This window comes from Lentibacillus halodurans, from assembly GCF_900112045.1.
In the GTDB taxonomy this organism is placed as follows: Bacteria; Bacillota; Bacilli; order Bacillales; family Amphibacillaceae; genus Lentibacillus; species Lentibacillus halodurans.
This window is the reverse complement of the sequence record NZ_FOJW01000015.1, coordinates 18,764-38,939: the sequence shown is the minus strand read 5'-3', so window position 1 is coordinate 38,939 and position 20,176 is coordinate 18,764. Positions and strand designations below refer to the sequence as shown.

23 protein-coding genes and 1 other RNA gene are annotated in these 20,176 nt (G+C 43.2%); 1 reads left to right on the top strand and 23 read right to left on the bottom strand.

What is annotated here, in order from left to right; translation table 11 throughout:
* Positions 1-72: 72 nt before the first annotated feature.
* The gene (gene metG, locus BM195_RS15355; RefSeq protein WP_090240527.1) at positions 73-2,031 is read right to left on the bottom strand and encodes a methionine--tRNA ligase; all 1,959 of its coding nucleotides are present in this window, start codon (positions 2,029-2,031) and stop codon (positions 73-75) included.
* A 322-nt stretch (positions 2,032-2,353) separates the two neighbouring features.
* Between metG and BM195_RS15350 the strand changes: the two genes are divergently transcribed.
* Complete coding sequence (locus tag BM195_RS15350; RefSeq protein WP_090240524.1) at positions 2,354-2,632, top strand: transition state genes transcriptional regulator AbrB; 279 nt, start codon at positions 2,354-2,356, stop codon at positions 2,630-2,632.
* Between the two features lie 210 nt (positions 2,633-2,842).
* Here the strand turns inward: BM195_RS15350 and rsmI are convergent, their stop codons facing one another.
* The 22 genes from rsmI to ffs all read right to left on the bottom strand — a co-directional run bounded on the left by rsmI (position 2,843) and on the right by ffs (position 20,126).
* On the bottom strand, positions 2,843-3,727 hold the full coding sequence (rsmI, locus tag BM195_RS15345) for a 16S rRNA (cytidine(1402)-2'-O)-methyltransferase (protein WP_090240521.1): 885 nt from the start codon (positions 3,725-3,727) through the stop codon (positions 2,843-2,845).
* Complete coding sequence (locus BM195_RS15340) at positions 3,705-3,998, bottom strand: GIY-YIG nuclease family protein (protein ID WP_090240518.1); 294 nt, start codon at positions 3,996-3,998, stop codon at positions 3,705-3,707. Before BM195_RS15340 ends, rsmI begins: the two co-directional genes overlap by 23 nt.
* Positions 3,985-4,731 carry a tRNA1(Val) (adenine(37)-N6)-methyltransferase gene (locus BM195_RS15335; RefSeq protein WP_090240515.1) on the bottom strand — a complete coding sequence of 249 codons (747 nt, stop codon included), beginning with the start codon at positions 4,729-4,731 and terminating at the stop codon, positions 3,985-3,987. The genes BM195_RS15340 and BM195_RS15335 overlap by 14 nt, the downstream gene beginning before the upstream one ends.
* A 68-nt stretch (positions 4,732-4,799) precedes the next feature.
* On the bottom strand, positions 4,800-5,144 hold the full coding sequence (gene yabA / locus BM195_RS15330; protein WP_090240513.1) for a DNA replication initiation control protein YabA: 345 nt from the start codon (positions 5,142-5,144) through the stop codon (positions 4,800-4,802).
* A 14-nt stretch (positions 5,145-5,158) separates the two neighbouring features.
* Positions 5,159-5,986 (bottom strand): PSP1 domain-containing protein, encoded by an 828-nt coding sequence (locus BM195_RS15325; protein WP_090240510.1) that lies wholly within the window; start codon positions 5,984-5,986, stop codon positions 5,159-5,161.
* Positions 5,987-5,990: 4 nt separating this feature from the next.
* Positions 5,991-6,980 (bottom strand): DNA polymerase III subunit delta', encoded by a 990-nt coding sequence (gene holB, locus BM195_RS15320; protein ID WP_090240507.1) that lies wholly within the window; start codon positions 6,978-6,980, stop codon positions 5,991-5,993.
* 18 nt (positions 6,981-6,998) lie between these two features.
* A complete protein-coding gene (locus BM195_RS15315) occupies positions 6,999-7,439 on the bottom strand; it encodes a YaaR family protein (RefSeq protein WP_090240504.1) in 441 nt (146 codons plus the stop codon).
* Positions 7,440-7,580: 141 nt separating this feature from the next.
* Positions 7,581-7,910, bottom strand: a complete 330-nt coding sequence (locus BM195_RS15310) for a cyclic-di-AMP receptor (RefSeq protein ID WP_090240502.1) — start codon at positions 7,908-7,910, stop codon at positions 7,581-7,583.
* Entirely contained in the window at positions 7,907-8,557 is a 651-nt protein-coding gene (tmk, locus tag BM195_RS15305; RefSeq protein ID WP_090240499.1) for a dTMP kinase, read from the bottom strand. Before tmk ends, BM195_RS15310 begins: the two co-directional genes overlap by 4 nt.
* 15 nt (positions 8,558-8,572) lie before the next feature.
* A complete protein-coding gene (locus BM195_RS15300; RefSeq protein ID WP_090240496.1) occupies positions 8,573-9,991 on the bottom strand; it encodes an aminotransferase class I/II-fold pyridoxal phosphate-dependent enzyme in 1,419 nt (472 codons plus the stop codon).
* Between the two features lie 90 nt (positions 9,992-10,081).
* Entirely contained in the window at positions 10,082-10,273 is a 192-nt protein-coding gene (locus tag BM195_RS15295) for a sigma factor G inhibitor Gin (protein WP_090240493.1), read from the bottom strand.
* 147 nt (positions 10,274-10,420) lie between these two features.
* On the bottom strand, positions 10,421-10,687 hold the full coding sequence (locus tag BM195_RS15290) for a pro-sigmaK processing inhibitor BofA family protein (protein WP_090240490.1): 267 nt from the start codon (positions 10,685-10,687) through the stop codon (positions 10,421-10,423).
* 71 nt (positions 10,688-10,758) lie between these two features.
* The gene (locus tag BM195_RS15285; RefSeq protein ID WP_090240487.1) at positions 10,759-10,977 is read right to left on the bottom strand and encodes a YaaL family protein; all 219 of its coding nucleotides are present in this window, start codon (positions 10,975-10,977) and stop codon (positions 10,759-10,761) included.
* 101 nt (positions 10,978-11,078) lie between these two features.
* The gene (gene recR / locus BM195_RS15280) at positions 11,079-11,675 is read right to left on the bottom strand and encodes a recombination mediator RecR (protein WP_090240484.1); all 597 of its coding nucleotides are present in this window, start codon (positions 11,673-11,675) and stop codon (positions 11,079-11,081) included.
* A gap of 362 nt (positions 11,676-12,037) precedes the next feature.
* Positions 12,038-12,355: a YbaB/EbfC family nucleoid-associated protein gene (locus BM195_RS15275; RefSeq protein WP_090240481.1), complete on the bottom strand. Its 318-nt coding sequence runs from the start codon at positions 12,353-12,355 to the stop codon at positions 12,038-12,040.
* 23 nt (positions 12,356-12,378) lie between these two features.
* Positions 12,379-14,073 (bottom strand): DNA polymerase III subunit gamma/tau, encoded by a 1,695-nt coding sequence (gene dnaX, locus BM195_RS15270; protein WP_090240639.1) that lies wholly within the window; start codon positions 14,071-14,073, stop codon positions 12,379-12,381.
* A gap of 340 nt (positions 14,074-14,413) precedes the next feature.
* Positions 14,414-15,517: an ABC transporter permease gene (locus BM195_RS15265; RefSeq protein WP_090240478.1), complete on the bottom strand. Its 1,104-nt coding sequence runs from the start codon at positions 15,515-15,517 to the stop codon at positions 14,414-14,416.
* The gene (locus BM195_RS15260) at positions 15,514-16,785 is read right to left on the bottom strand and encodes an ABC transporter permease (protein WP_090240475.1); all 1,272 of its coding nucleotides are present in this window, start codon (positions 16,783-16,785) and stop codon (positions 15,514-15,516) included. The genes BM195_RS15265 and BM195_RS15260 overlap by 4 nt, the downstream gene beginning before the upstream one ends.
* A 13-nt stretch (positions 16,786-16,798) precedes the next feature.
* Positions 16,799-17,731, bottom strand: coding sequence for an ABC transporter ATP-binding protein (locus BM195_RS15255; protein WP_090240472.1), 933 nt, complete (start codon positions 17,729-17,731; stop codon positions 16,799-16,801).
* 219 nt (positions 17,732-17,950) lie between these two features.
* Positions 17,951-18,592, bottom strand: a complete 642-nt coding sequence (locus BM195_RS15250; protein ID WP_090240469.1) for a response regulator transcription factor — start codon at positions 18,590-18,592, stop codon at positions 17,951-17,953.
* Between the two features lie 13 nt (positions 18,593-18,605).
* A complete protein-coding gene (locus BM195_RS15245; protein WP_090240467.1) occupies positions 18,606-19,685 on the bottom strand; it encodes a sensor histidine kinase in 1,080 nt (359 codons plus the stop codon).
* A gap of 175 nt (positions 19,686-19,860) precedes the next feature.
* Positions 19,861-20,126: signal recognition particle sRNA large type (gene ffs / locus BM195_RS15240), an RNA gene on the bottom strand.
* Positions 20,127-20,176 lie beyond the last annotated feature (50 nt).

The window sequence follows — 20,176 nt, the reverse complement described above, 5'->3', positions numbered from 1 at the left end:
CCGGAAATGCCGGAAGTCAGCATAGAAGAAAATAGAAGAAATCGGCTATTCACCGATTTCAAACTTATTCATTCACTTTACAACAGAGCCGTTCGAGAGTGTCTGTTCAACAGAGGTCAGAACGAGCTGTCCATTGTTATCTTCACCGCAAAGAATCATTCCCTCTGACATTTCTCCGCGCAGTTTGACAGGTTTCAGGTTTGTCACACAGATGACTTTTTTACCCGCCAGTTCTTCAGGTTTGTAATGCTCGGCTATCCCCGACACAACCTGTCTTTCATCGGTACCAACGTCAAGCTGAAGCTTCAGTAATTTATCGGCGCCTTTGACCGGCTCCGCTTTTAAAACCTCCGCAACACGCATATCCAGTTTCATAAAATCATCAATCGCGACCTCTTCTTTTTGCTCCGGTATTTGTGTTTTTGCTTTCTTTTTCTCCTGTGCCGGTTTTTGCATCATCGCTTTAATCGCCTGAACTTCTTTATCAACATCAAGCCGAGGGAAGATCGGTTTACCCTTTTGTACGTCAGTACCTGCCTTAATGCTGCCATTTTCACGAACACTGTCCCATTCCTTCAGCGATTCAGCGGTGATTCCGAGCTGTCTGAAAATCTCTGCAGGGGCTTCCGTCAAGAACGGCTGCAATATAATCGCAATCTTGCGCAATGATTCAGCAAGATGGGCCATCACATTGCCGAGACGTTCTTTGTTGGCATCATCTTTTGACAGTTTCCACGGTTCTGTTTCGTCAATGTATTTATTGGTACGGCTGATCATTTGCCACAGTGAGGACAAAGCTACCGAAAATTGCATATCATCCATAGCTTCCTCTATTTTTTCAATCGTATCCTGCTGCAGGTTCTCCAGTGACTGTTCAATTTCCGTTTCAGCCGCAATATATTCCGGCACTTTACCGTCAAAATATTTACTGATCATGGCTATAGTACGATTCAGCAAGTTACCAAGATCATTTGCCAGATCATAATTCGTCCGCTCAACAAACCCTTCCGGTGTGAATACACCATCCGAACCAAACGGAACTTCACGCAGCAGATAATAACGCAATGCATCTAGTCCGTAAACGTCAATTAATTGAACAGGATCAACAACATTTCCTTTTGACTTCGACATTTTGCCGTCCTTCATCAGAATCCAGCCATGGGAAAATACTTTTTTCGGCAATGGCAGATCCAATGCCATCAGCATAATCGGCCAGTAGATCGTATGGAAACGGACAATTTCCTTGCTCATCAGATGGACATCAGCCGGCCAGAACTTCCGGTACAATGAATCGTCATCCGTGCTATAGCCCAATGCCGTAATATAATTGGTCAAGGCATCAATCCAGACATAAATGACATGTTTCGGATCGCCGGGAACTTTAATGCCCCAGTCAAATGTAGTGCGTGATACTGCTAAATCCTCCAAACCCGGCTTAAGAAAATTGTTCAGCATTTCATTTTTGCGGGTTTCCGGCTGGATAAACGCTGGATTTTCCTCATAAAATGCCAGAAGCCGGTCCACATATTTGCTCATTTTAAAGAAATACGATTCCTCTTTTACCTTCTCAACAGTGCCCCCGCAATCCGGGCAATGACCGTCATCAAGCTGACGTTCCGTAAAAAAGGATTCGCACGATGTACAGTACCAGCCTTCATATTCATCCAGATAAATATCACCTTGTTTTACCAGCTGATCAAAAATTTGTGCCACCACTTTTTTATGCCGTTCCTCGGTTGTCCGGATGAAATCATCATTTGTTATCTTCAGTTTCTTCCAAAGATCCTGAATGCCACTGACAATCTCATCGACATATTCCTGTGGCTCCATGCCTTTTTCATCGGCTTTTCGCTGGATTTTTTGACCATGTTCATCCGTTCCAGTCAAGTACATGACATCATACCCGCGTAAACGTTTATAGCGGGCCATCGCATCACCGGCAACTGTTGAATACGCATGGCCTATGTGCAGATTGCCACTTGGATAATAGATCGGTGTTGTTATATAAAATGTGTTTTTTTCATTTGGCATTGACTTACCTCCTCTATCATTATTTCTATTGTAGCCATTTTAAAATAAGTTTGCCAATTACAGACTGTTACACACGTTCCCGGTCCGTAAAAAGCTCACCGATGGAAGTTTCACATTATTTCTGATAGAAGTCATTTTACCAAAAAACATGCCATTTGTTTAGTTAATCCAATTTTCGAATTTATTTTTACTTTCTTCGCATTTTTATTGACACCTGTGATGAAGGTTGGTACTATATTCCATAAGTAAGTGTCGAAACATGCCGAAAAATTTTAGAACGATGGCTTGTTGCATCAAACCATCAGAGGGGAGAAATGAAAATATGAAATCTACCGGAATTGTGCGGAAGGTTGATGAACTTGGACGTGTTGTCCTTCCGATTGAATTACGACGTACGCTAGATATCAACGAGAAAGATGCCCTGGAAATTTATATTGATGATGACAAAGTTGTATTGAAAAAGTACACGCCGAGTATGACTTGTCAAATTACCGGGGAAACGTCTGATGACAATTTGTCATTAGCAAACGGCAGAGTTGTTCTCAGCCCAGAGGGAGCAGAACAACTCATTACAGAAATTCAATCACGATTAAACAAATAGCACCATGAAAAACATAACCGGAGAAACGGCTGACGCATTGCTTCTACCGATGCCAGCCGTTTTTTATGTTAAGCTGATTTCGTATCATTTGTTGCTATTGCCGCAGTATCCCAATAAACGTGCGCGTCGCGTTGCAGGTTATTTCGGTGAAGCCTCGTTATTCGACGCTTGCTCAGTGGATGTCCCCCCGTCGCTTTCAGCGGACAAGCCTCAACGCTCCTGCTGATCAATATGGAATGCCTGATAGACATCACGTTTGGGCATATGACGGTCTGCTGCCACACGTTTGATGGCCTCTTTACTGGAAAGATCGGCTTCATTTATGTAATAGGTAACGTGCTCAACAATCGAGAAGCTGCTCCACCAAAGATCATTTTCCTGTACCGATTCGCTTGATGTTCCTGCAATCACCAGACAAAATTCACCTTTCAATTCTGCTGTTTCCGCCCATACCATTATCTCCTCGACAGTCCCACGTGCATACTCCTCGAATTTTTTAGTCAATTCGCGCGCCACAGCGATTTGACGATTACCAAGATGCACGTGCAGCATTTGTAACGTATCTTTTATTCTGTAAGGGGATTCATACAGCAGCAATGTCGCACGCATTGACTTTAACCGACCCAGTTCGGCTTCCTTTTCTTTTTTTTTGCGCGGTAAAAATCCGTAAAACAAAAATTCATCTGCAGGCAATCCTGAACCGACCAGTGCGCATAACGCAGCATTCGCCCCCGGCATGACAACAATCGCAACATCTGCCGCAATTGCCTCTTGAACCAGCTCATAGCCTGGATCCGAAATAGCAGGCATGCCCGCATCACTGACAAGGGCGATGGATTCTCCCTTTTCCAGACGTGCAAGCAGTTCCTCACCGCGTTTTTCCTTATTATGTTCATGATAGCTAACAAGCGGGGTCGTGATTTCAAAATGATTGAGCAGTTTCTTCGTATTCCTAGTATCTTCCGCAGCAATGACAGAAACTTCCGTTAGTGTTTTCAGTGCACGGAATGTGATATCCTCTAGATTCCCAATGGGTGTCGGCACAACATAAACCGTTTGTTGCGCCTGCCCGCTAAAGCTCTTTTGTATGTTCATATTGCATCACTTCTTTCAACTTATCCCGGATTAATTGGGCCTTTCCTTTGCGGGTAAGCTGCTTGATCTGATGTTCTCGCTGCAAAGCTTCTTCTTTTGTCGGGAATTGTTCCATAAAAACGACTTGAAACGGTCCACGTCCGCGTGTGTACTTGGCACCTTTGCCTTCCTCGTGCATCTTGACACGATGCTCCAAATCATTTGTATAGCCGGTATAAAGCGTATTGTCAGCACACTTTAACATATAAACGATATGTTCATGGTTTTCCATAAATGATTCCCTCAGCTTCCGTCGTATAAGTATTGTCATCATTGTAAATGTATAAAGGCGGCAAAATCGTCAAAGCAGCTCTACCATCCCGGATCCCTTCAATCAAAATCATATTGGCATCCCGTCCATGTTTGGGATAGACAAACTGAAGACGTTTTGGCTCAATTTTATGTTGCCGAAATAACGTCATAATATCCACCAGCCTGCCAGGTCGATGAACCATGGCAACTTTTCCGCCAGGCCGCACATGCAGTTTACATGCTTTCATGACATCCTCCAAAGTGCTGTAAACTTCATGCCGTGCTATCGTTAAATGCTCATTTTGATTATGTTCCGTCTTGGCGGGTGTTGGAAAATATGGCGGATTACAGGTAACGACATCAAACGTACTGTGGCCCAGCACTTCCTTCATTTCCTTTAAATCACCATGAATCATGGTTAAGCGATTTTCCAAACCGTTCAGTTCTACGCTGCGCTTCGCCATATCAGCAAGCCGCTCCTGTATTTCCACACCTGTCATCGAAGCGTTCGTCCGGCGCGATAACAACAATGGTATCACACCATTACCGGTACATAGATCAAGAATCTTTCCTCTTTTGACCGGGACATACGCAAAGTGAGCAAGCAATACAGCATCAAGGGAAAAAGCAAACACTTCAGAACTCTGAATAATATGCATATTGTTTTCTGCAAGTAAGTAATCCAGCCGTTCACCATCATATAGTTGTACCATTTTTTCGTTTCATCCTAATCTGTGATACGAAAGCTGTCTCTACGGGATAGAGACAGCTCCACAATCCATTATTTTGTTTTGTTAAGAAATTGCAGACAAAATAAGCAATCCTCTTCTCGCCTTGGGGTTCCAAAATGCACATTGCAAATATGAAAACCTTCTTCATAGAGTCGTGCCAGATTATCATAGCCCTCTCCGGGTATGCTATGGGACTCCTTTACCACTTCATTTTCCTGAAAATCATCATCAGCCTGCTCCAGACGACCGCGCAAATGGTGATTTTCCATTTCCAGGCGGTGTTTTTCTTCTAAAAGGTTACTTAATTTGTCCTTCAAATCACCAAGTTGTTCATATAGTTCACCGATTTGTGTTTCCATGTCGGATACCTGATCGAAAATTTGTCTTTTGGACACGCTATTTCACCCCACTATTCTGTGGCTTGCGCTGTAATAATCCCCTCATCTATCATTTCGTCTAATGTATATTCAATCACACGTTCATTTTCCGGTATCTCAATATGAATAATCCGTTCCAGAATGTTCAAACCGGTTACTTTTCCTTCACCGTATGGCGTATTGATTTCTTCGCCAATATCAGGCAATACACGTTTTGCCTCTTCATAGTCATCATTTTCATATTTCAGGCAGCACATAAGCCTTCCACACAATCCGGAAATTTTCGCAGGGTTAAGTGACAGATTCTGATCTTTTGCCATTTTAATAGACACCGGTTCAAAGTCTCCAAGAAATGTTGAACAGCAGAGCATTCTGCCACAAGGACCGATTCCGCCCAGCATCTTCGCTTCATCGCGTACACCAATCTGCCTAAGCTCAATCCGGGTTTTAAACGCTGCTGCCAGATCTTTCACCAAATTACGGAAATCCACCCGTCCATCTGCCGTAAAGTAAAAAATGATCTTATTGCGGTCAAACGTATATTCAACATTCACCAGATTCATATCCAGATTATGTTCTTTAATTTTCCTGGTGCATGCTTCCAGTGCCTGATCAGCAAGCTCCTGGTTTTCAACAACTGTCAATTTGTCGTTTTCATCTGCCACGCGAATAACTTTTTTAAGTGGAAGAACAACATCTTCCTCGTCGACTTGCTTATTCGTAATGACAGTTTTTCCGAACTCAATACCGCGGACTGTTTCCACAACAACATAGTCGTCAACATCTATATTATTGTTCCCAGGATCAAAATAATATATTTTACCCGCTTTTTTAAAACGGACTCCTACTACTTCAATCATTCAATCACCCCTGTATTTGAATGGTGAGCTGCTCCATCACAAGTGTCGGATGGACGTTTTGCCTGAGTTTCCGTTTTGCATCAAGCAGTTTATTCAATATGTCAAGCAATTTTTCCTGTGAGAAGAACATCACCAGATTTTCGACTCTCGGATCATCCTTTGCAAAAACAACCATCGCTTCTTCCTTGCCAATATGACAGTAAAGTATATCTTTAAAGGCCAGCAACAGCATATCCAGTCCCATTTCCTGCTGCGAGCGTTCCTTGAAATGTGGCATCCACTCTTGATGGATAAACAAAAAAACGTCATTCGGATTCATTGAAAACGTTTCTATTAATTGTACCATTACCTTTCGAGCCTTCGCAAACCACTCATCTTCACACAAGGAAATCGCTTCAACCAAATGATTGGTCAAGGCACTCAATAATACGGCGTTTGACCGGGAAACACCATTGGCAACCAACTGCTCCCGGAAAGCTGCCGAATTTAGTGGCTTTAAGTCAATCGCCTGACAGCGGGAGCGGATGGTCGGAAGAATCGATGAACTGTTTTCAGTCATGAGGATGGCAGTCGTTTTCTGTGCTGGTTCTTCCAAAAACTTTAAAATACGGTTAGCCGCATTCGATGTCAAGGTGTCGGCACCTTTCACCACATATACCTTTTGATCGGATTCCAATCCCGAATACGTAAACTCTTTTTGAAGATGTTCAATCTGCTCTTTTCGGATCGATTGCCCATCAGGTTCAACCCAATGCACATCAGGATGGTTACCCGATTCAATCCGCTTGCATGCATGGCATTCCTGGCAAGGTTCAGCACCAGATCGATGATTGCAAAAAAGAGCCTTTGCGAGTAATAACGCAATAGCCTCTTTTCCAGTACCGCGTTCCCCCTGCAGCAAATAAGCATGTGAAATACGGTCTTTTTGAATGCTGCTGGTTATCATTTTGCTTGCCAGTGGCTGGTTTTCAGCTATTTCAGACCACGTTTTCATTTCTTTCCCTCTTTTTGATTACGTATATAAATTGACCAAAAGGCCTTTAATCTCTCCAATAAGCCCAAGCAAATCCACAGTCTTCTTTTCCTCATTCATCATTTCTTCAGTTAACGCCACCAGCTTTTCGTCCACCTCTTTGACAATGGAAAGTTTTTGACTATTTCCATCCATGCTGAAGTTACGTGATTTTTGTAGCGCTAATCCGTTGTATACAGTCTCCTGTAAAAAACGCTTAACCATTTGTTTGAACTTAACCAGGTCACGTACAGATCGAAAACGAGCAAGTTTGTCACCCTGCACCGTAATATTGTTCATAAGCTGGCGGATTTCCTGCTGTTTTAATTGACGTGTTTGGGACTGAACCATTTCATTAAATGAGGAACGGCCTTCTTGAGGTGTCCGTTGCGCCTTTGCTGCTGTTTCCATTTGTGCTTGTAATTCCGGGTTCACTTTCATCAGATCAGCCCCTTAACAGATGTCAGCGTTTAGAAGTCAGATTGGGATTGAAATCGGCGACTTAGCCGATTTCCTTACTTGGATAGCCGCTTTCGCTTCTGTAGTCCAGCATTGCGGCTTGTTTCGCCATGCTTTTGTTCCTTAAAACTGCATAAATTGTTCGATTGGAAGAATAAATACAGTTGCACCGCCGACTTCGACCTTGACCGGTTTTGGAATATACGAATCGGCATTTCCGCCCATTGGTGAAATTGGTGCTACCATTTGTTCACGCTTGGAGCAATTATCCCGGATGACATTCAGTGCCTGATCGACATATTGATCCTCACAGCCAATCATCAGTGTGGTGTTCCCTTCTTTTAAAAACCCGCCAGTTGTTGCAAGCTTGGTTATTTTGAAGTTTTCTTCGCCCAATGCATCAAGCAGGCGATTGGTGTCTTTGTCCTGAACAACTGCAATGAGTAACTTCACGGCTTCTCATCCTCCTTTACATTTTTTAAATAGGAAACGATATGTTGCAATGCGTCTGCTTCAACTTGTTCAAATGACTGGTCCGCATTAATGACCCTGATGCGTTCCGGAAAAGTTGAAACAATCCGTTGATACGCTTCATAAACCTGTTGATGAAACCGGATGTTTTCCAGATCGAGGCGATTCCTCTCCCGTTCTTCATTTGCTGTGATACGAGCGAGCCCCTTTTCCGGTTTAACATCCAAAAAAAGGGTCAAATCCGGCATCACACCCTGAATGGCAAACTGATTAACCGAAAACACTTCTTCCATACCGAGTCCTCTGGCAAATCCCTGATAAGCAAGACTGCTGTCAACAAACCGGTCACATAATACGATTTTCCCTTCATGAAGAGCGGGGAGAACTTTCTCGGTCAAATGCTGTCTTCTGGCAGCTGCATACAATAAAGCTTCGGTTCGTCCGTCCATTGCTGTGTGCGCCTGGTCAAGAATGATTTCACGAATTCTTTCTGCTATTTCAATTCCTCCGGGTTCCCGGGTTGTCATGACATGATAGCCGAAATCTGCAAGCTTTTTTTCAGTTGATTTTAGAATGGATGACTTACCAGATCCCTCGCCACCCTCGAATGTAATAAAATATCCTTCCAATTATGGCTGCTCCCTTTATGGAAAAACGTTGATTCCATGTTGTTTGATATGGCGGTGCTGCAACGCAACACCCTGCTGCATGAGCTGTTCTACTGTTCGGATATGTCTGCGGGTAATCTGCTCGCCCCTTAGGATGAACGGTATTCCGGGCGGATATGGCGTAATAGCCTCTGCCGCAAAATATCCAGCCGCTTGCCGGAGAGGAACCTGTGTCATATGTCGCACTTTCATTGCTGAATAATCCAAATCAAGTTCCGTAATCCGTTCTTTAAATAAATTGCTTATATCTATTATAGCATGTTTCTTCGTAATTTTTAATTGTGCGGTAATCCGTCTGACGGCATTTTTTACGTGACTGGTTTCTATATAAGGGGCAAGACCATATATCAGTAAAAGCTGGTTATGGGTGGAAAGCTCCGGATAAATATCCTCCTGTTCAAATAATCCGGCCAGCACATTCCCAGTAATGCCCGGTTTTGCCTGCAACGTCACTTTCAGCGGATCATCTGCCGGCAGAATTGCCCAGCAATCACTTGAATCCAGTATTTCTTTTACCTGCTCAATGCTGTTTAATATCCGTGCCCATTCATTTTCAGTTAATCCAGCCAAAAATGCACGGGCTAAATCGAGCGACACCATAATGGGATATGACGGACTGCTTGACTGGATCATCTGCAGATAATGCCGGATCCGGCTGCTGGAAATCCGCGTTGACCGAACATGCAAATATGCTCCCATCGTCATCGCCGGTGCCATTTTATGGGCTGACTGAACAACCGCATCTGCCCCCAGTGCAAGTGCAGAATCAGGAAAATTTTTGTTCAGTGAAAAATGGACTCCATGTGCCTCATCAATCAGTACTGGTATATGATATTCATGGATAAGTTCAATGATTTCCCTGAGCGCAAATGTTTTCCCAAAATAATCAGGATATGTCAGCACGACAGCTTTGGCATCCGGATGCTGATTTAATGCTGTTTTGATTGTTTCCGGGTCCGGCGCTGTAAAGCGATCAACAGTATCATCAAATGCTGGTGCCATAAAAACGGGCCTGGCACCACTCAATTCCAGTCCATTGAAAACGGATTTATGGCTGTTCCGCTGTACAATGATTTTTTCACCGGCCGAACACGCAGCCAGAATCATGGCGAGATTTCCTGCTGTGCTGCCGCCGACAAGAAAATATGTATGGTCAGCCCCGAAAAACGCCGCGGCCAACTCCTGTGCTTCATGGATAACACCTCGAGGGGCATGCAAGTCATCCAAGCCAGAAAGCTCTGTCATATCTAAAGGCAAAACGGACTCGAAGAACGCCCGGGCCTTTTCCGGAAAAATCTTGCCGTTTTTATGCCCTGGAACATGGAAAGAATCGGAGGATTTTTCGGAAAACTGTTTCAGTGCATCATATAATGGGGTTTTTTTCTGGTCACTCATCAACATCCGTCCTCTTTTGCCAGTCTACCTCTCTTATCATAATCCATTAAAAAAGGCCGCTGCAAAACATTCGCAGCAGACCGTCCGTGATTAGGAATATAGTGTTGGTTGATTCATATTTTTTAATTTTTGCAGATAGTAGCGATATTTTTCCTCTCTTGGTTCTGTGTGAATCATGTTCTTTTCACATTCACAACAAATAAATAGTTTGTATAAATGAATGCCCCGTTCTTTCTCTTCTTCACAAATACCGCACCGTTCGGTTATCATTTTTTGTTCCATGTCCCCACCTCCGTTAGCTTAGTATCTCCTAATCTAACGAATTTTATACACTAAAGTCTTGTAATCATTGAAACTTTTTTCCATTAAAAGTATATGTTCACAAAGCTTATTTCTTTACACTTTTTAGCTGAAGGCAAGAACATATTTTTACGGTATAATAAATAAATGAATGGCGGCAAGCGAGGCCAGTCCAAACAAGCCTAAAAATCCGGATACAATGACTGTAAATAAATTAATAGGAATGTGCAATCCAATCGCTCCACCGAACACGTTAAAGAAGAACAAAAACAATATACCAATCCCTAATTTGACACTGCTGTTTGCGATAAAGCGCATTGGCTTAACAGGAGCACCCACAAATAATAGAATGACGATTAACGCAACCATGATCGAAATAACCAGTGTCGAGCTCAAGCCGAATCACTCCTTTTCCTTGTCCCTTTCTATTTACATATGAAAGGACAAGCAAAAAAAGAACTTGAAATCTATTTATGATACCGGATTGCGCTAATTTTTCGCCGTCTTGCTTCCCGTAATAAAAATAAATACTTAGCTTGTGCGAGGTCCTGTTTATAAAAGCCATCCGCTGTCGGCTCAATGCTCTTTTCCACAATGGATTGGATTTGTTTCCATTCATGCTCGATTGTGAACAGCGAATTCAATAATTGCTCATCCACTTCCCGTTTTCTCTTTTTTCTCCCCATATTGTCACCTAACTTTAGAGAAACTTGTCTTCTCGCTCAGGATGGCAAAAGAACCTGTTTTTCTTATACTTTCTTCTCTAAACAGGCTGATAACTGAAGTGCTAGAGGTCTCTCCTGCCTTCCAATGCTTTAGACAGCGTCACTTCATCTGCATATTCCAGATCACCGCCAACCGGCAGCCCATGGGCAATCCGGCTTGTTTTAATACCTGATGGCTTCACAAGACGCGAAATATACATCGCTGTGGCCTCTCCCTCAATATTCGGATTGGTGGCCAGAATCAGCTCCTCTACCTCTTCATCTTTCAGCCTGTTGATCAGATCAGGTACATTGATATCCTCAGGACCTATTCCGTCCATCGGGGAAATCGCGCCGTGCAATACATGGTATTTTCCGCTGTATTCTTTCATTTTTTCCATGGCGATAACATCTTTTGGATCCTGCACAACACAGATGACAGAGCCATCTCTTGAAGTATCCTGGCAAATGGCACATGGATCCTGATCGGTAATATGACCGCACGTTGAACAATGTGTTAACTCGCGTTTTGCATTCACAAGTGATTTGGCAAAATCCATTACGTCGTCATCTTTCATATTTAACACAAAAAATGCCAGTCGGACAGCGGTTTTAGGACCGATCCCAGGCAATTTTGTGAAACTGTCAATCAGTTTGGAAATCGGTTCCGGATAATACATCGTTATGCCTCCTATTGGAAGAACTCACGTCTCGCCCTTCGTTTTACAGCGAGTGCCGGAGTTCTTCCTCCAGGCTCTTTTCGTAAAGATTGTTGTTATTGAATTCGCAGCCTGAATACATTACGCGCATCGTATAAGCTCGGACCAACACAATGTTGGTCACAAAAACGTTGCCACTCGACGTGGCGCTTTGCCTTTGTATGTCCGCTACGGTTTTCCACTCTGGCCGCCGTTCCCGTTGAGTCTACATGTATTCAGACTACTCAGAGTTTCTAATACACTTTTCATCATTATTTCAAAAGCAACAAACTTTTAGAAAACAACCTTCTATAAGGTTAACACCATCATTTTTCTTCCTGACATTAGAACATTCCACCAGGTAGATTCATGCCCTGCGTGAATTGTCCCATCGTTTCATTTGTTTTGTCTTCAATTTGCTGGATGACATCATTTGTGGCGGTCAGAATAAGATCCTGCAGCATGTCGATATCATCTGGATCGACCACTTCTTCTGAGATTTGCACATCGGTGATTTCTTTTTTGCCATTGGCAACGACGGTAATCATACCGCCCCCGGATGATGCCTCAAATGTCATCTCATGCAGTTCTTCCTGGGCTTTCATCATTTTCTTTTGCATCTTTTGCATCTGTTTCATCATATTATTCATGTTTCCTTTCATGAAAAACGCCTCCTTAAAATAATCTATTGATCGTGAATTTCCAGCAGTTCATCTCCGACCAGTTTCCTCGCCTCTTCCACCAGCGGCTCCTCCTGCTGACCCTCTTCTTTAGTTGCTGATTGTTCTTGCCTGCTGATATATTCATTGCGCAATTCCTGCCAATGACTAACCGGAATCGGGATAATGGTCCATTTTCTGCCGGTAACACTTGTCAGCACTGATTCAACCGTATCCTGGTTATCCAAAAACAGTGAACAATGAATCTCATATTTAAATTGAACAACGAGTGCCCCACTTGACGCGGCTGCAGGCTTGCTGTCCTGTATTGTAGCATGTGCAGGGGGACTTGTCGATTTCAGTTTATCTAAAAATGAGGCCCATTGTGACTGCACTTCTTTCAACATCGGTTTTTCCGCTGCATCAAGAACACCACGGATTTTCTCATATGGTATATTGTAACTGTTTTTGCCAGCTCTTGGTTTCTGCCGTCTTGGTTCTGGCGCCGGTGCTTGCTGTTTTACGGGGTAAGGAGATTCCTTCAAGGCAGCCAATTCCTTTTCCAGCTGCTCAAGTCTGCCTGCCAGCCTTGTAACAGTTTCAGAGTCAGCGGGATTCTCTGCTTCCTCTTTCCGGGTGCCTTTATTGGTGATCGTTAGAATGGCAATTTCGATAAATACTTTCGGGCTGGTTGTCCATTTGATCTCCTGCTGGCATTGATTAAGGTGGGTCATTGCACTTTGAATCCAATCTTCTGAAACAGTTCCCGCAAGTTGTTTGAAGTCTTCATCAGCCATTGCCCGCTCCAAAATGCCCTCAAGCGTGGGAGCGCTTTTGTACAGCAATAAATCACGCAAGAAATAAATCAGGTCATAAACAAAACGTGCCGGGTCCTTGCCGTTCTGGATCAGTTCATCAAGTAATGACAACGCCTTTTGTACATCTTGATCATGCATTGCCTGCACAATCTCTGTCAGAATGCCCTGCGCCACACCACCCGTAACTGCGAGGACATCTTCCAGCTTTACCCGTTCATCGCTGTATGAAATCGCTTGATCAAGAATACTTAAAGCATCCCGCATACCACCCTCAGCAGCAAGTGCAACAGTTTCCAGTGCCTCATCCGAAACAGCTATTTGTTCAGCTTCAATAACTGTCCGCATCCGCTCAGCAATGGACTTGTTTGAGATCGGTTTGAAGTCAAAACGCTGGCACCTTGAAGCTACTGTCAGCGGAATTTTATACGGTTCTGTCGTCGCCAGAATAAAGACAACATGCCTTGGTGGCTCCTCCAGCGTTTTCAGCAGTGCATTGAACGCATTTGTTGAAATCATGTGCACCTCGTCTATAATGTACACTTTATATGGAACTGAGCTGGCGGCATATTTTACTTTATCACGTATCTCACGGATATCCTCGACACTTGTGTTCGATGCTGCGTCCATCTCGATAATATCAGAAATCGAACCGTCCTGAATGCCGCGGCAGGATGCACATTCATTACATGGTTCTTTTACAGGGGCTTGTTCACAATTGATGGTCTTGGCAAAAATCTTCGCGGCACTTGTTTTCCCTGTTCCCCGTGGACCGGAAAAAATATACGCATGTGAAAATTTTTCCTGGACAATCGCATTTTGCAGTGTTTTTGTTATATGAGTCTGTCCGACAACATCCTGAAACGTTTTCGGTCTCCATACGCGGTATAGTGCCTGATAGGTCATAATGAATGTTTCCCCTTTATCCCGGTGCAATCGTCCGTAAGACTCCCTCCACAGGAACATGAAATGAACCAAATATGTTCAGGTGGGGTTAACGGAAGCTGACACCCCGATTCGTTCCATTAACCATCGGTGGGGCGGCTAAGTCCCTGCGTCCTGTCGCAACGTCGGCACTAGCACGTCCTGTGCGTCGAAACGCTCCACTGATGGAAGTTTCACTTCATATATTCTATCTAAATTATACTCGATTTTATGGTTGAATGTGAACCAATACAAAAAATTCATGACAAGCGTGTTGAAAATAATGGAGGGATTGACCGCATCATGCAGTCAATCCCCTCTTTCATACATGCCTTCTTTCCATCAGATGAATACCGAGGCCAGTGAATACAACGCCCATTAACAGCAGAATACTAATCGGATACAGCAGTTCTTCCAGCGGATAATCGTAAACGGCAATACCATTTAGCATTTCCATGCCATACGTCAGTGGGTTGATTTTGGACAAAGCAAGCAAGAATTCAGATTCCACAATTTCAATTGGCCAAAAGGCGCCGCCAATCATTGCCATACTTACCGAAACAATCGGTAACGCCGCGTTAAACTGCTGTGCGTTTTTAACGATTGCCGTGATCAGAATGGACAAAGCCACAATTGCAAATACATACGGAACCAGAAGAAGCAAAATATCCGCAAATTTCCCATTAAAATCAACACCAACCCAATAACGGAAAACAAAGAAAATGATCAACACCTGCAAGTAGCCTTCAAAAAAACTGTAAACCAGGTTAGCTGCATACATCTCCCACTTTCGTACAGGAGACAGTATCATCCGATCCCATACACCATCCTTTTTATCCGTCAAAATCGGCAATACATTATAGCCGATTGTATAAATCACAAAAAATAGTGTAAAGCCAAACAGCGTATGAAAAACAAAGACATTAGAGCTGCTGACATTGCTCATATGAATAGAAAACACTGGAGATTCCATGGATGACTCCAATTCTTCCAGGATATTTTCACTATCCACATCACCCGAAGCACGTGCAGCTTCCAAAATTTGTTCCTGCTGCTGTTCTTTCGCATAAGCTCTACGAATCGTTTGTTCAATCATACTGGCATTCGGCGAGTCCACCCCGACGATGATTTGAAAATCATCTTCCCGGAGAATAACTCCAAGCTCTGCTGCCCCATTTGATACATCTTCCAGCATGTCTTCCTCATTTACCCAGTTAAACGTAAAACCCTCTGTTTCATCCAAAACCTCACCTATCAAAGAATCCCTTACGTCATCATCCTCTGCATAGACAGGAATATTGATGTTTGCCATCGAACCAGAGCTCCCGATAATCAGGGCAAAACCGATTGACATGATGGTAAAAATAATAAATATAAAGGGGTTGCGGATAAACATTTTCAACTTCGAAAGTAAAATTCCGATCATGCTGACATCCCCCTTTTCGGAAAACTGAGCGCTGCCAGAATAATAGCAACCATTGCAAAAATTCCAAGGAATAAGACATGATGCCAAACTTCCGGAATCCCATCCCCTCTTAAAATCGTTAGATAGGCAGACATGCCGGCTCCATTAGGCGTAAAATTACCAATTTTCCGGAAGAATTCCGATGTTTCGCCAATCGGGAAAAAGCTTCCGCCTATAAATGCCATGATGGTTACTATAATTCCGGAGAAAAAATTGGTGATTAATTCCGAATTAAATCGGTAGCTTATGGCTGTAAGTAGCACAGCAATCCCGCCTACTGCCATCGCATAAGCTAATGTAACCGTGAAAAATGCCATGATATCTGGCCACGATACGCCAAAAAACAGCCAGGCAAAACCATAAACAATCAATAAATGGAGAAAGCTGAGAAGCATACCTGATAGCAACACACCCGTAAAATACACCCAGCGTGACATATTGCCCAAAATGACACGATCAAAAACATGAATCTTTTTCTCCAAAAATGCCATCGATCCAATAGTAGAAGCAAGGAACAGCACATTCATAACCACCATACCAACAGCATAGTACGCTTTGGCTGTTACCGGGCTTTTTTGATCAACAGACGTTGTATCTCCTGTTATCGATTCTTCATCCAGTTCAACCGCACCCATGTTCATGCCATTTTTGCTTAAAAATGTGCCTAAAGTGAGTTGTTCCTGATATTGCTGTATGATGCCTTTTACGATGGATCCCCCGATTTCCTGCGTTTCATTTCGTGAAATCTTCAATTCAGGCTGTACCGGTTTATCAAGCACGATATATTCAAGCATGTCATACGAGAAGTTTTCGGGAACTTCAATTACAGCGGTATACGTATCATCATTCAACAGTTCATCATGTTCTGATGGCGCTGCTTCATGAACATCAACCATATTTTCCAGGTCATCATTGCCAAAAACGTCTTCCTTTAACGTTCTTACCGGCATCAATCCATCAATACTTGCCTGCGTCCCTTCGACGGCCTCAGGAGGAAGGGCATTCTCATTCTCTATTGAATTCATAAAACGATTAACCTGTTCTTCTTCATCGCCATGCTCAACAACGGCAATCTTGACATCAATGGCAGAAGGTTCTCCATTCATAGTGCCGGCAAGAGCAGTACCGAGTATGGCGATTAATATAATGGGGAGGCCAACGAGCAAAAGCAACTGCACAGGGTTTCTGAGCAACGTAAGTCCTTGTTTTTTCATGATTTGCCAGATCATATGCGTTCTCCCCCTAATCCCGAAGCGCCCGCCCTGTCAGATGAAGAAAGACATCTTCCAGGGTTGGGTTTTGGACATTGACTGAATTCAGCTCCAATTCAGCTTCATCCGCCAGACTTATTAATTTCGGGAACATATTTACCTCTTTCGGAACTGTAATGACTACCTCACTCTCACCTGCAATTACCTGATTGATCGTCGGGTTCTCCTGCAGCATCGCAATAAAACGGTCATTCAGCCGATTCGTTTTGATTGAGATTGTTTTCTCAGCAGAAAGAATCTGCTTAATTTCCTCTTTTGTTCCTGATGCAATCAAATTCCCCTGATCCATAATGTAGATCCGATCACACAGAAGCTCCACCTCTTCCATGTAGTGGCTCGTGTACAAAACGGTCATCTGTCTTTCCTCGTTCAGCCGTTTGACGGTCTCTAGAATATAATTCCGCGATTGGGGATCAATGCCAACTGCCGGTTCATCCATGATCATCAACGCGGGATCATGCAGCATGGCAACGCCAATATTCAAACGCCGCTTCATCCCACCGGAAAATTTAGCCACCACTTGTTTACGCCGATCAATCAGCCCGATTTGTTCCAGGACTTCATCAATTTTCCGTTTTAATTCGGTACCTTTTAACCGGTAAATCCTCCCGAAAAATTGCAGATTCTCTTCTGCTGTCAGATCATCATAAAGTGCAATTTCCTGTGGTACCATGCCGACGATTTTTCGTAAGGGTGCAGGGTTTTTCAAAATACTCTTGTTGTTAAACCGTACATCTCCTCTGGTAGGTTCCACCAATGATGACATCATTGAAATAGCCGTTGATTTTCCAGCCCCATTCGGTCCGAGCAGCCCGACAATTTCACCTTTTTCAATAAACATATTCAATTTTTTGACTGCTTCATTTTGTTTGAATCTTTTTGTTAAATCCACCAGTTCAATCATTTTCTTGCCTCCTCTGCTGTTTAGTTTACGCTGATTGACCGTGCTGCGCATACTGTCTGGAGTCACTAAATTTCTTATCAGAACGTGACGGAGGTCATTTTTAATAACGTCAAAAGTTATCTATGATGGTGGACCTTATACACGAAAGGCTATTACCGTCATATATCCGGCAATAGCCTTCATACTTTTATGAACCGTGATTACTCATCGATTGACCTTTTAATCATCAGCAATATGATGCTTAACCGCATAAATGGCCAATTGCGTCCGGTCGCGTAAACCGGTTTTTTGTAAAATCTGTGTAAGATAATTTTTTATGGTACCGATCGATAAATAAAGCTCCTCGGCCATTTCCTTATTTGTTCGCCCCTCCCCAACAAGCCTCGTGATCGCTAATTCCCGCTGTGAAAGAGGAACATCCGGAGCCGGCTCGTTTTCTGAGCGTTGAAGCAGACGTGGCATCACTTTAGCGGCGACTTCCTCATGAATGGTCATACCACCTTGCATACAGCTGTATACGGCATCGATTAATTTTTCGGATTCAGACGTTTTCAGCAAAAAACCATTTGCCCCTTCTTTCAGCGCCTCAACAGCATACTCATCATCATTGAACGTCGTCAATATCAAAATTTTAATATCCGGCCATCGCTGTTTTATTTTTCTGGTCGCTTCAATGCCGTTCATGACCGGCATTCTGATATCCATCATAATAAAGTCGATAATATGTCTTTCCACAATCGCAATGGCGTCTTCTCCATTTTCAGCTTCCTGGACCACACTTATATGGTCATCCTGCTCCAAAATAGCCTTGAGCCCCTGCCTGACAATGGCCTGATCCTCAACAAGCAGCACTTGCCACATCATCCTCACCTCTTTACGAACCTGGTATTGTCCCCTTAACCACAAACGTTTCATCTGTTTGGTATACATCAAGAAATCCTTCAACTTCTTCTACCCGTTTTTGCATATTCGTCAGTCCGAATCCATATGCCAATGGTTTGGCATCATGAATCGCATTGGTAATTTCAAAGGAAATGGCCCCCGCTGCGGATTTCCCCAGTGTTACATGAACTTCTCTGGACTGGGCATGCCGCATCGCATTCGTCAGTGCTTCCTGAATAACACGGTACAAAATAATGCTTTTCTCATTGGAGAGTGGAACCGATAGAATCCCTTGCTTGATTGTAAACTGAACAAGAAGATGACTTTCTGCTTCCAGCTTGCGAATCAGGTGTACCACTGTCGCAATCCCTTCCTGTTCATCTGTTTTAAGGGCTTTTACCGCCTGTCGTGTTTCTTCCAGGCTTTCGTTTGCCATCTGTTTTAAGGTCGTATATCCAGGATGCTTCGTTTCAATCGCCAGCGTTTCGAGTTTCATAATCAGCGCAGTCAGACGGTGTCCAACCGAATCATGGATGTCTCTGGCAATTTTTGTCCGTTCTTCCAATCTGGCATTCTGTTCTGCAGCCAGATTCATCCGTTTCAGGTTTCTATATTCACCTAAAAGCTGGTCATAAATTTCCCTTTGTTCGCGCCGTTCATCAGTCATATGATTTAGTTTCAGCACTAAAAAGGAAAAAAGAAGACTGATGATAATCGTTTCAAGCAAATGTCCGTTGTTTAACCATATGAGTGACAATGATAATAAGATATTCATGGCCAAATAGAAAGGGACCATTTCTTTCATTAAACTTATCGCTGCTTCCATCGTAATAAACAGCAAAAGCAGCAATGAAAGTGAGCTGTTATCCGTCAGCAGGCAACCATGAATAAATACGATGCAAGAAAGCATGCTATAAAGGAATAAAAGCCTTCTTTTGACAGACAGGAAAAAATAAATGGCAAGAGATAGGGCAAACAACGTAATACTTAATGGTATATTGATACTATCCAACAGAATGATCAATAACCAAAATGTCACAAACACAGTGAACCGCAAACTAAATATTTTCAACTGTACTCCCGCTTTCTTATGGTTTTCTATCAAAAGGTTCCACGATCAACACATGCCGACCTATTCCTACCAAAGGAATATCAAAAAATACGTATAATTAAAAATATTACTTTGTTAAAAAAACTGCATCAACTGTCTCTTTTGACATTGATGCAGTCATTCCTCACTATGTATACCGTGCACCCATTGTTGATCAGACATCCCTAAGCGTTACTCAAGTTCATGGCTCGGCTCAGGCTTCCCTGCGGCACACAAGAATGACCACTTACTGCTGCTTCCTTCCGGATCTGACAGGGTTTATGGGTTCCTGTTGCGCAGGACCTGGGCGTCAACACCAATCTCTTAAGGCAGACCTTAAAAACGTCCAACCTCGAATGGGAATTCAGCCCCGCTTTAGCGGATTGCGAGTACAGGGCACCGCTACCTCCCCGCTTAGCACGGCAATAATTATTATACTGACTATCCGCGTAAAATGCAATGATAATCATGAA

Bases quoted from the DNA above. Each gene is read 5' to 3' on its own strand.
- BM195_RS15285 (WP_090240487.1), bottom strand. From the start codon at position 10,977: ATGGGGAGAAAAAAGAGAAAACGGGAAGTGGATGAGCAATTATTGAAT.
- BM195_RS15265 (WP_090240478.1), bottom strand. From the start codon at position 15,517: ATGATCGGAATTTTACTTTCGAAGTTGAAAATGTTTATCCGCAACCCC.
- BM195_RS15335 (WP_090240515.1), bottom strand. From the start codon at position 4,731: ATGGTACAACTATATGATGGTGAACGGCTGGATTACTTACTTGCAGAA.
- BM195_RS15275 (WP_090240481.1), bottom strand. From the start codon at position 12,355: ATGAAAGGAAACATGAATAATATGATGAAACAGATGCAAAAGATGCAA.
- rsmI (WP_090240521.1), bottom strand. From the start codon at position 3,727: ATGAACATACAAAAGAGCTTTAGCGGGCAGGCGCAACAAACGGTTTAT.
- BM195_RS15250 (WP_090240469.1), bottom strand. From the start codon at position 18,592: ATGTGGCAAGTGCTGCTTGTTGAGGATCAGGCCATTGTCAGGCAGGGG.
- dnaX (WP_090240639.1), bottom strand. From the start codon at position 14,073: ATGACCTATCAGGCACTATACCGCGTATGGAGACCGAAAACGTTTCAG.
- BM195_RS15295 (WP_090240493.1), bottom strand. From the start codon at position 10,273: ATGGAACAAAAAATGATAACCGAACGGTGCGGTATTTGTGAAGAAGAG.
- BM195_RS15260 (WP_090240475.1), bottom strand. From the start codon at position 16,785: ATGATCTGGCAAATCATGAAAAAACAAGGACTTACGTTGCTCAGAAAC.
- BM195_RS15350 (WP_090240524.1), top strand. From the start codon at position 2,354: ATGAAATCTACCGGAATTGTGCGGAAGGTTGATGAACTTGGACGTGTT.
- BM195_RS15315 (WP_090240504.1), bottom strand. From the start codon at position 7,439: ATGAAAGTGAACCCGGAATTACAAGCACAAATGGAAACAGCAGCAAAG.
- metG (WP_090240527.1), bottom strand. From the start codon at position 2,031: ATGCCAAATGAAAAAAACACATTTTATATAACAACACCGATCTATTAT.
- holB (WP_090240507.1), bottom strand. From the start codon at position 6,980: ATGAAAACGTGGTCTGAAATAGCTGAAAACCAGCCACTGGCAAGCAAA.
- BM195_RS15300 (WP_090240496.1), bottom strand. From the start codon at position 9,991: ATGAGTGACCAGAAAAAAACCCCATTATATGATGCACTGAAACAGTTT.
- BM195_RS15325 (WP_090240510.1), bottom strand. From the start codon at position 5,986: ATGATTGAAGTAGTAGGAGTCCGTTTTAAAAAAGCGGGTAAAATATAT.
- recR (WP_090240484.1), bottom strand. From the start codon at position 11,675: ATGTATTATCCGGAACCGATTTCCAAACTGATTGACAGTTTCACAAAA.
- BM195_RS15255 (WP_090240472.1), bottom strand. From the start codon at position 17,731: ATGATTGAACTGGTGGATTTAACAAAAAGATTCAAACAAAATGAAGCA.
- BM195_RS15340 (WP_090240518.1), bottom strand. From the start codon at position 3,998: ATGGAAAACCATGAACATATCGTTTATATGTTAAAGTGTGCTGACAAT.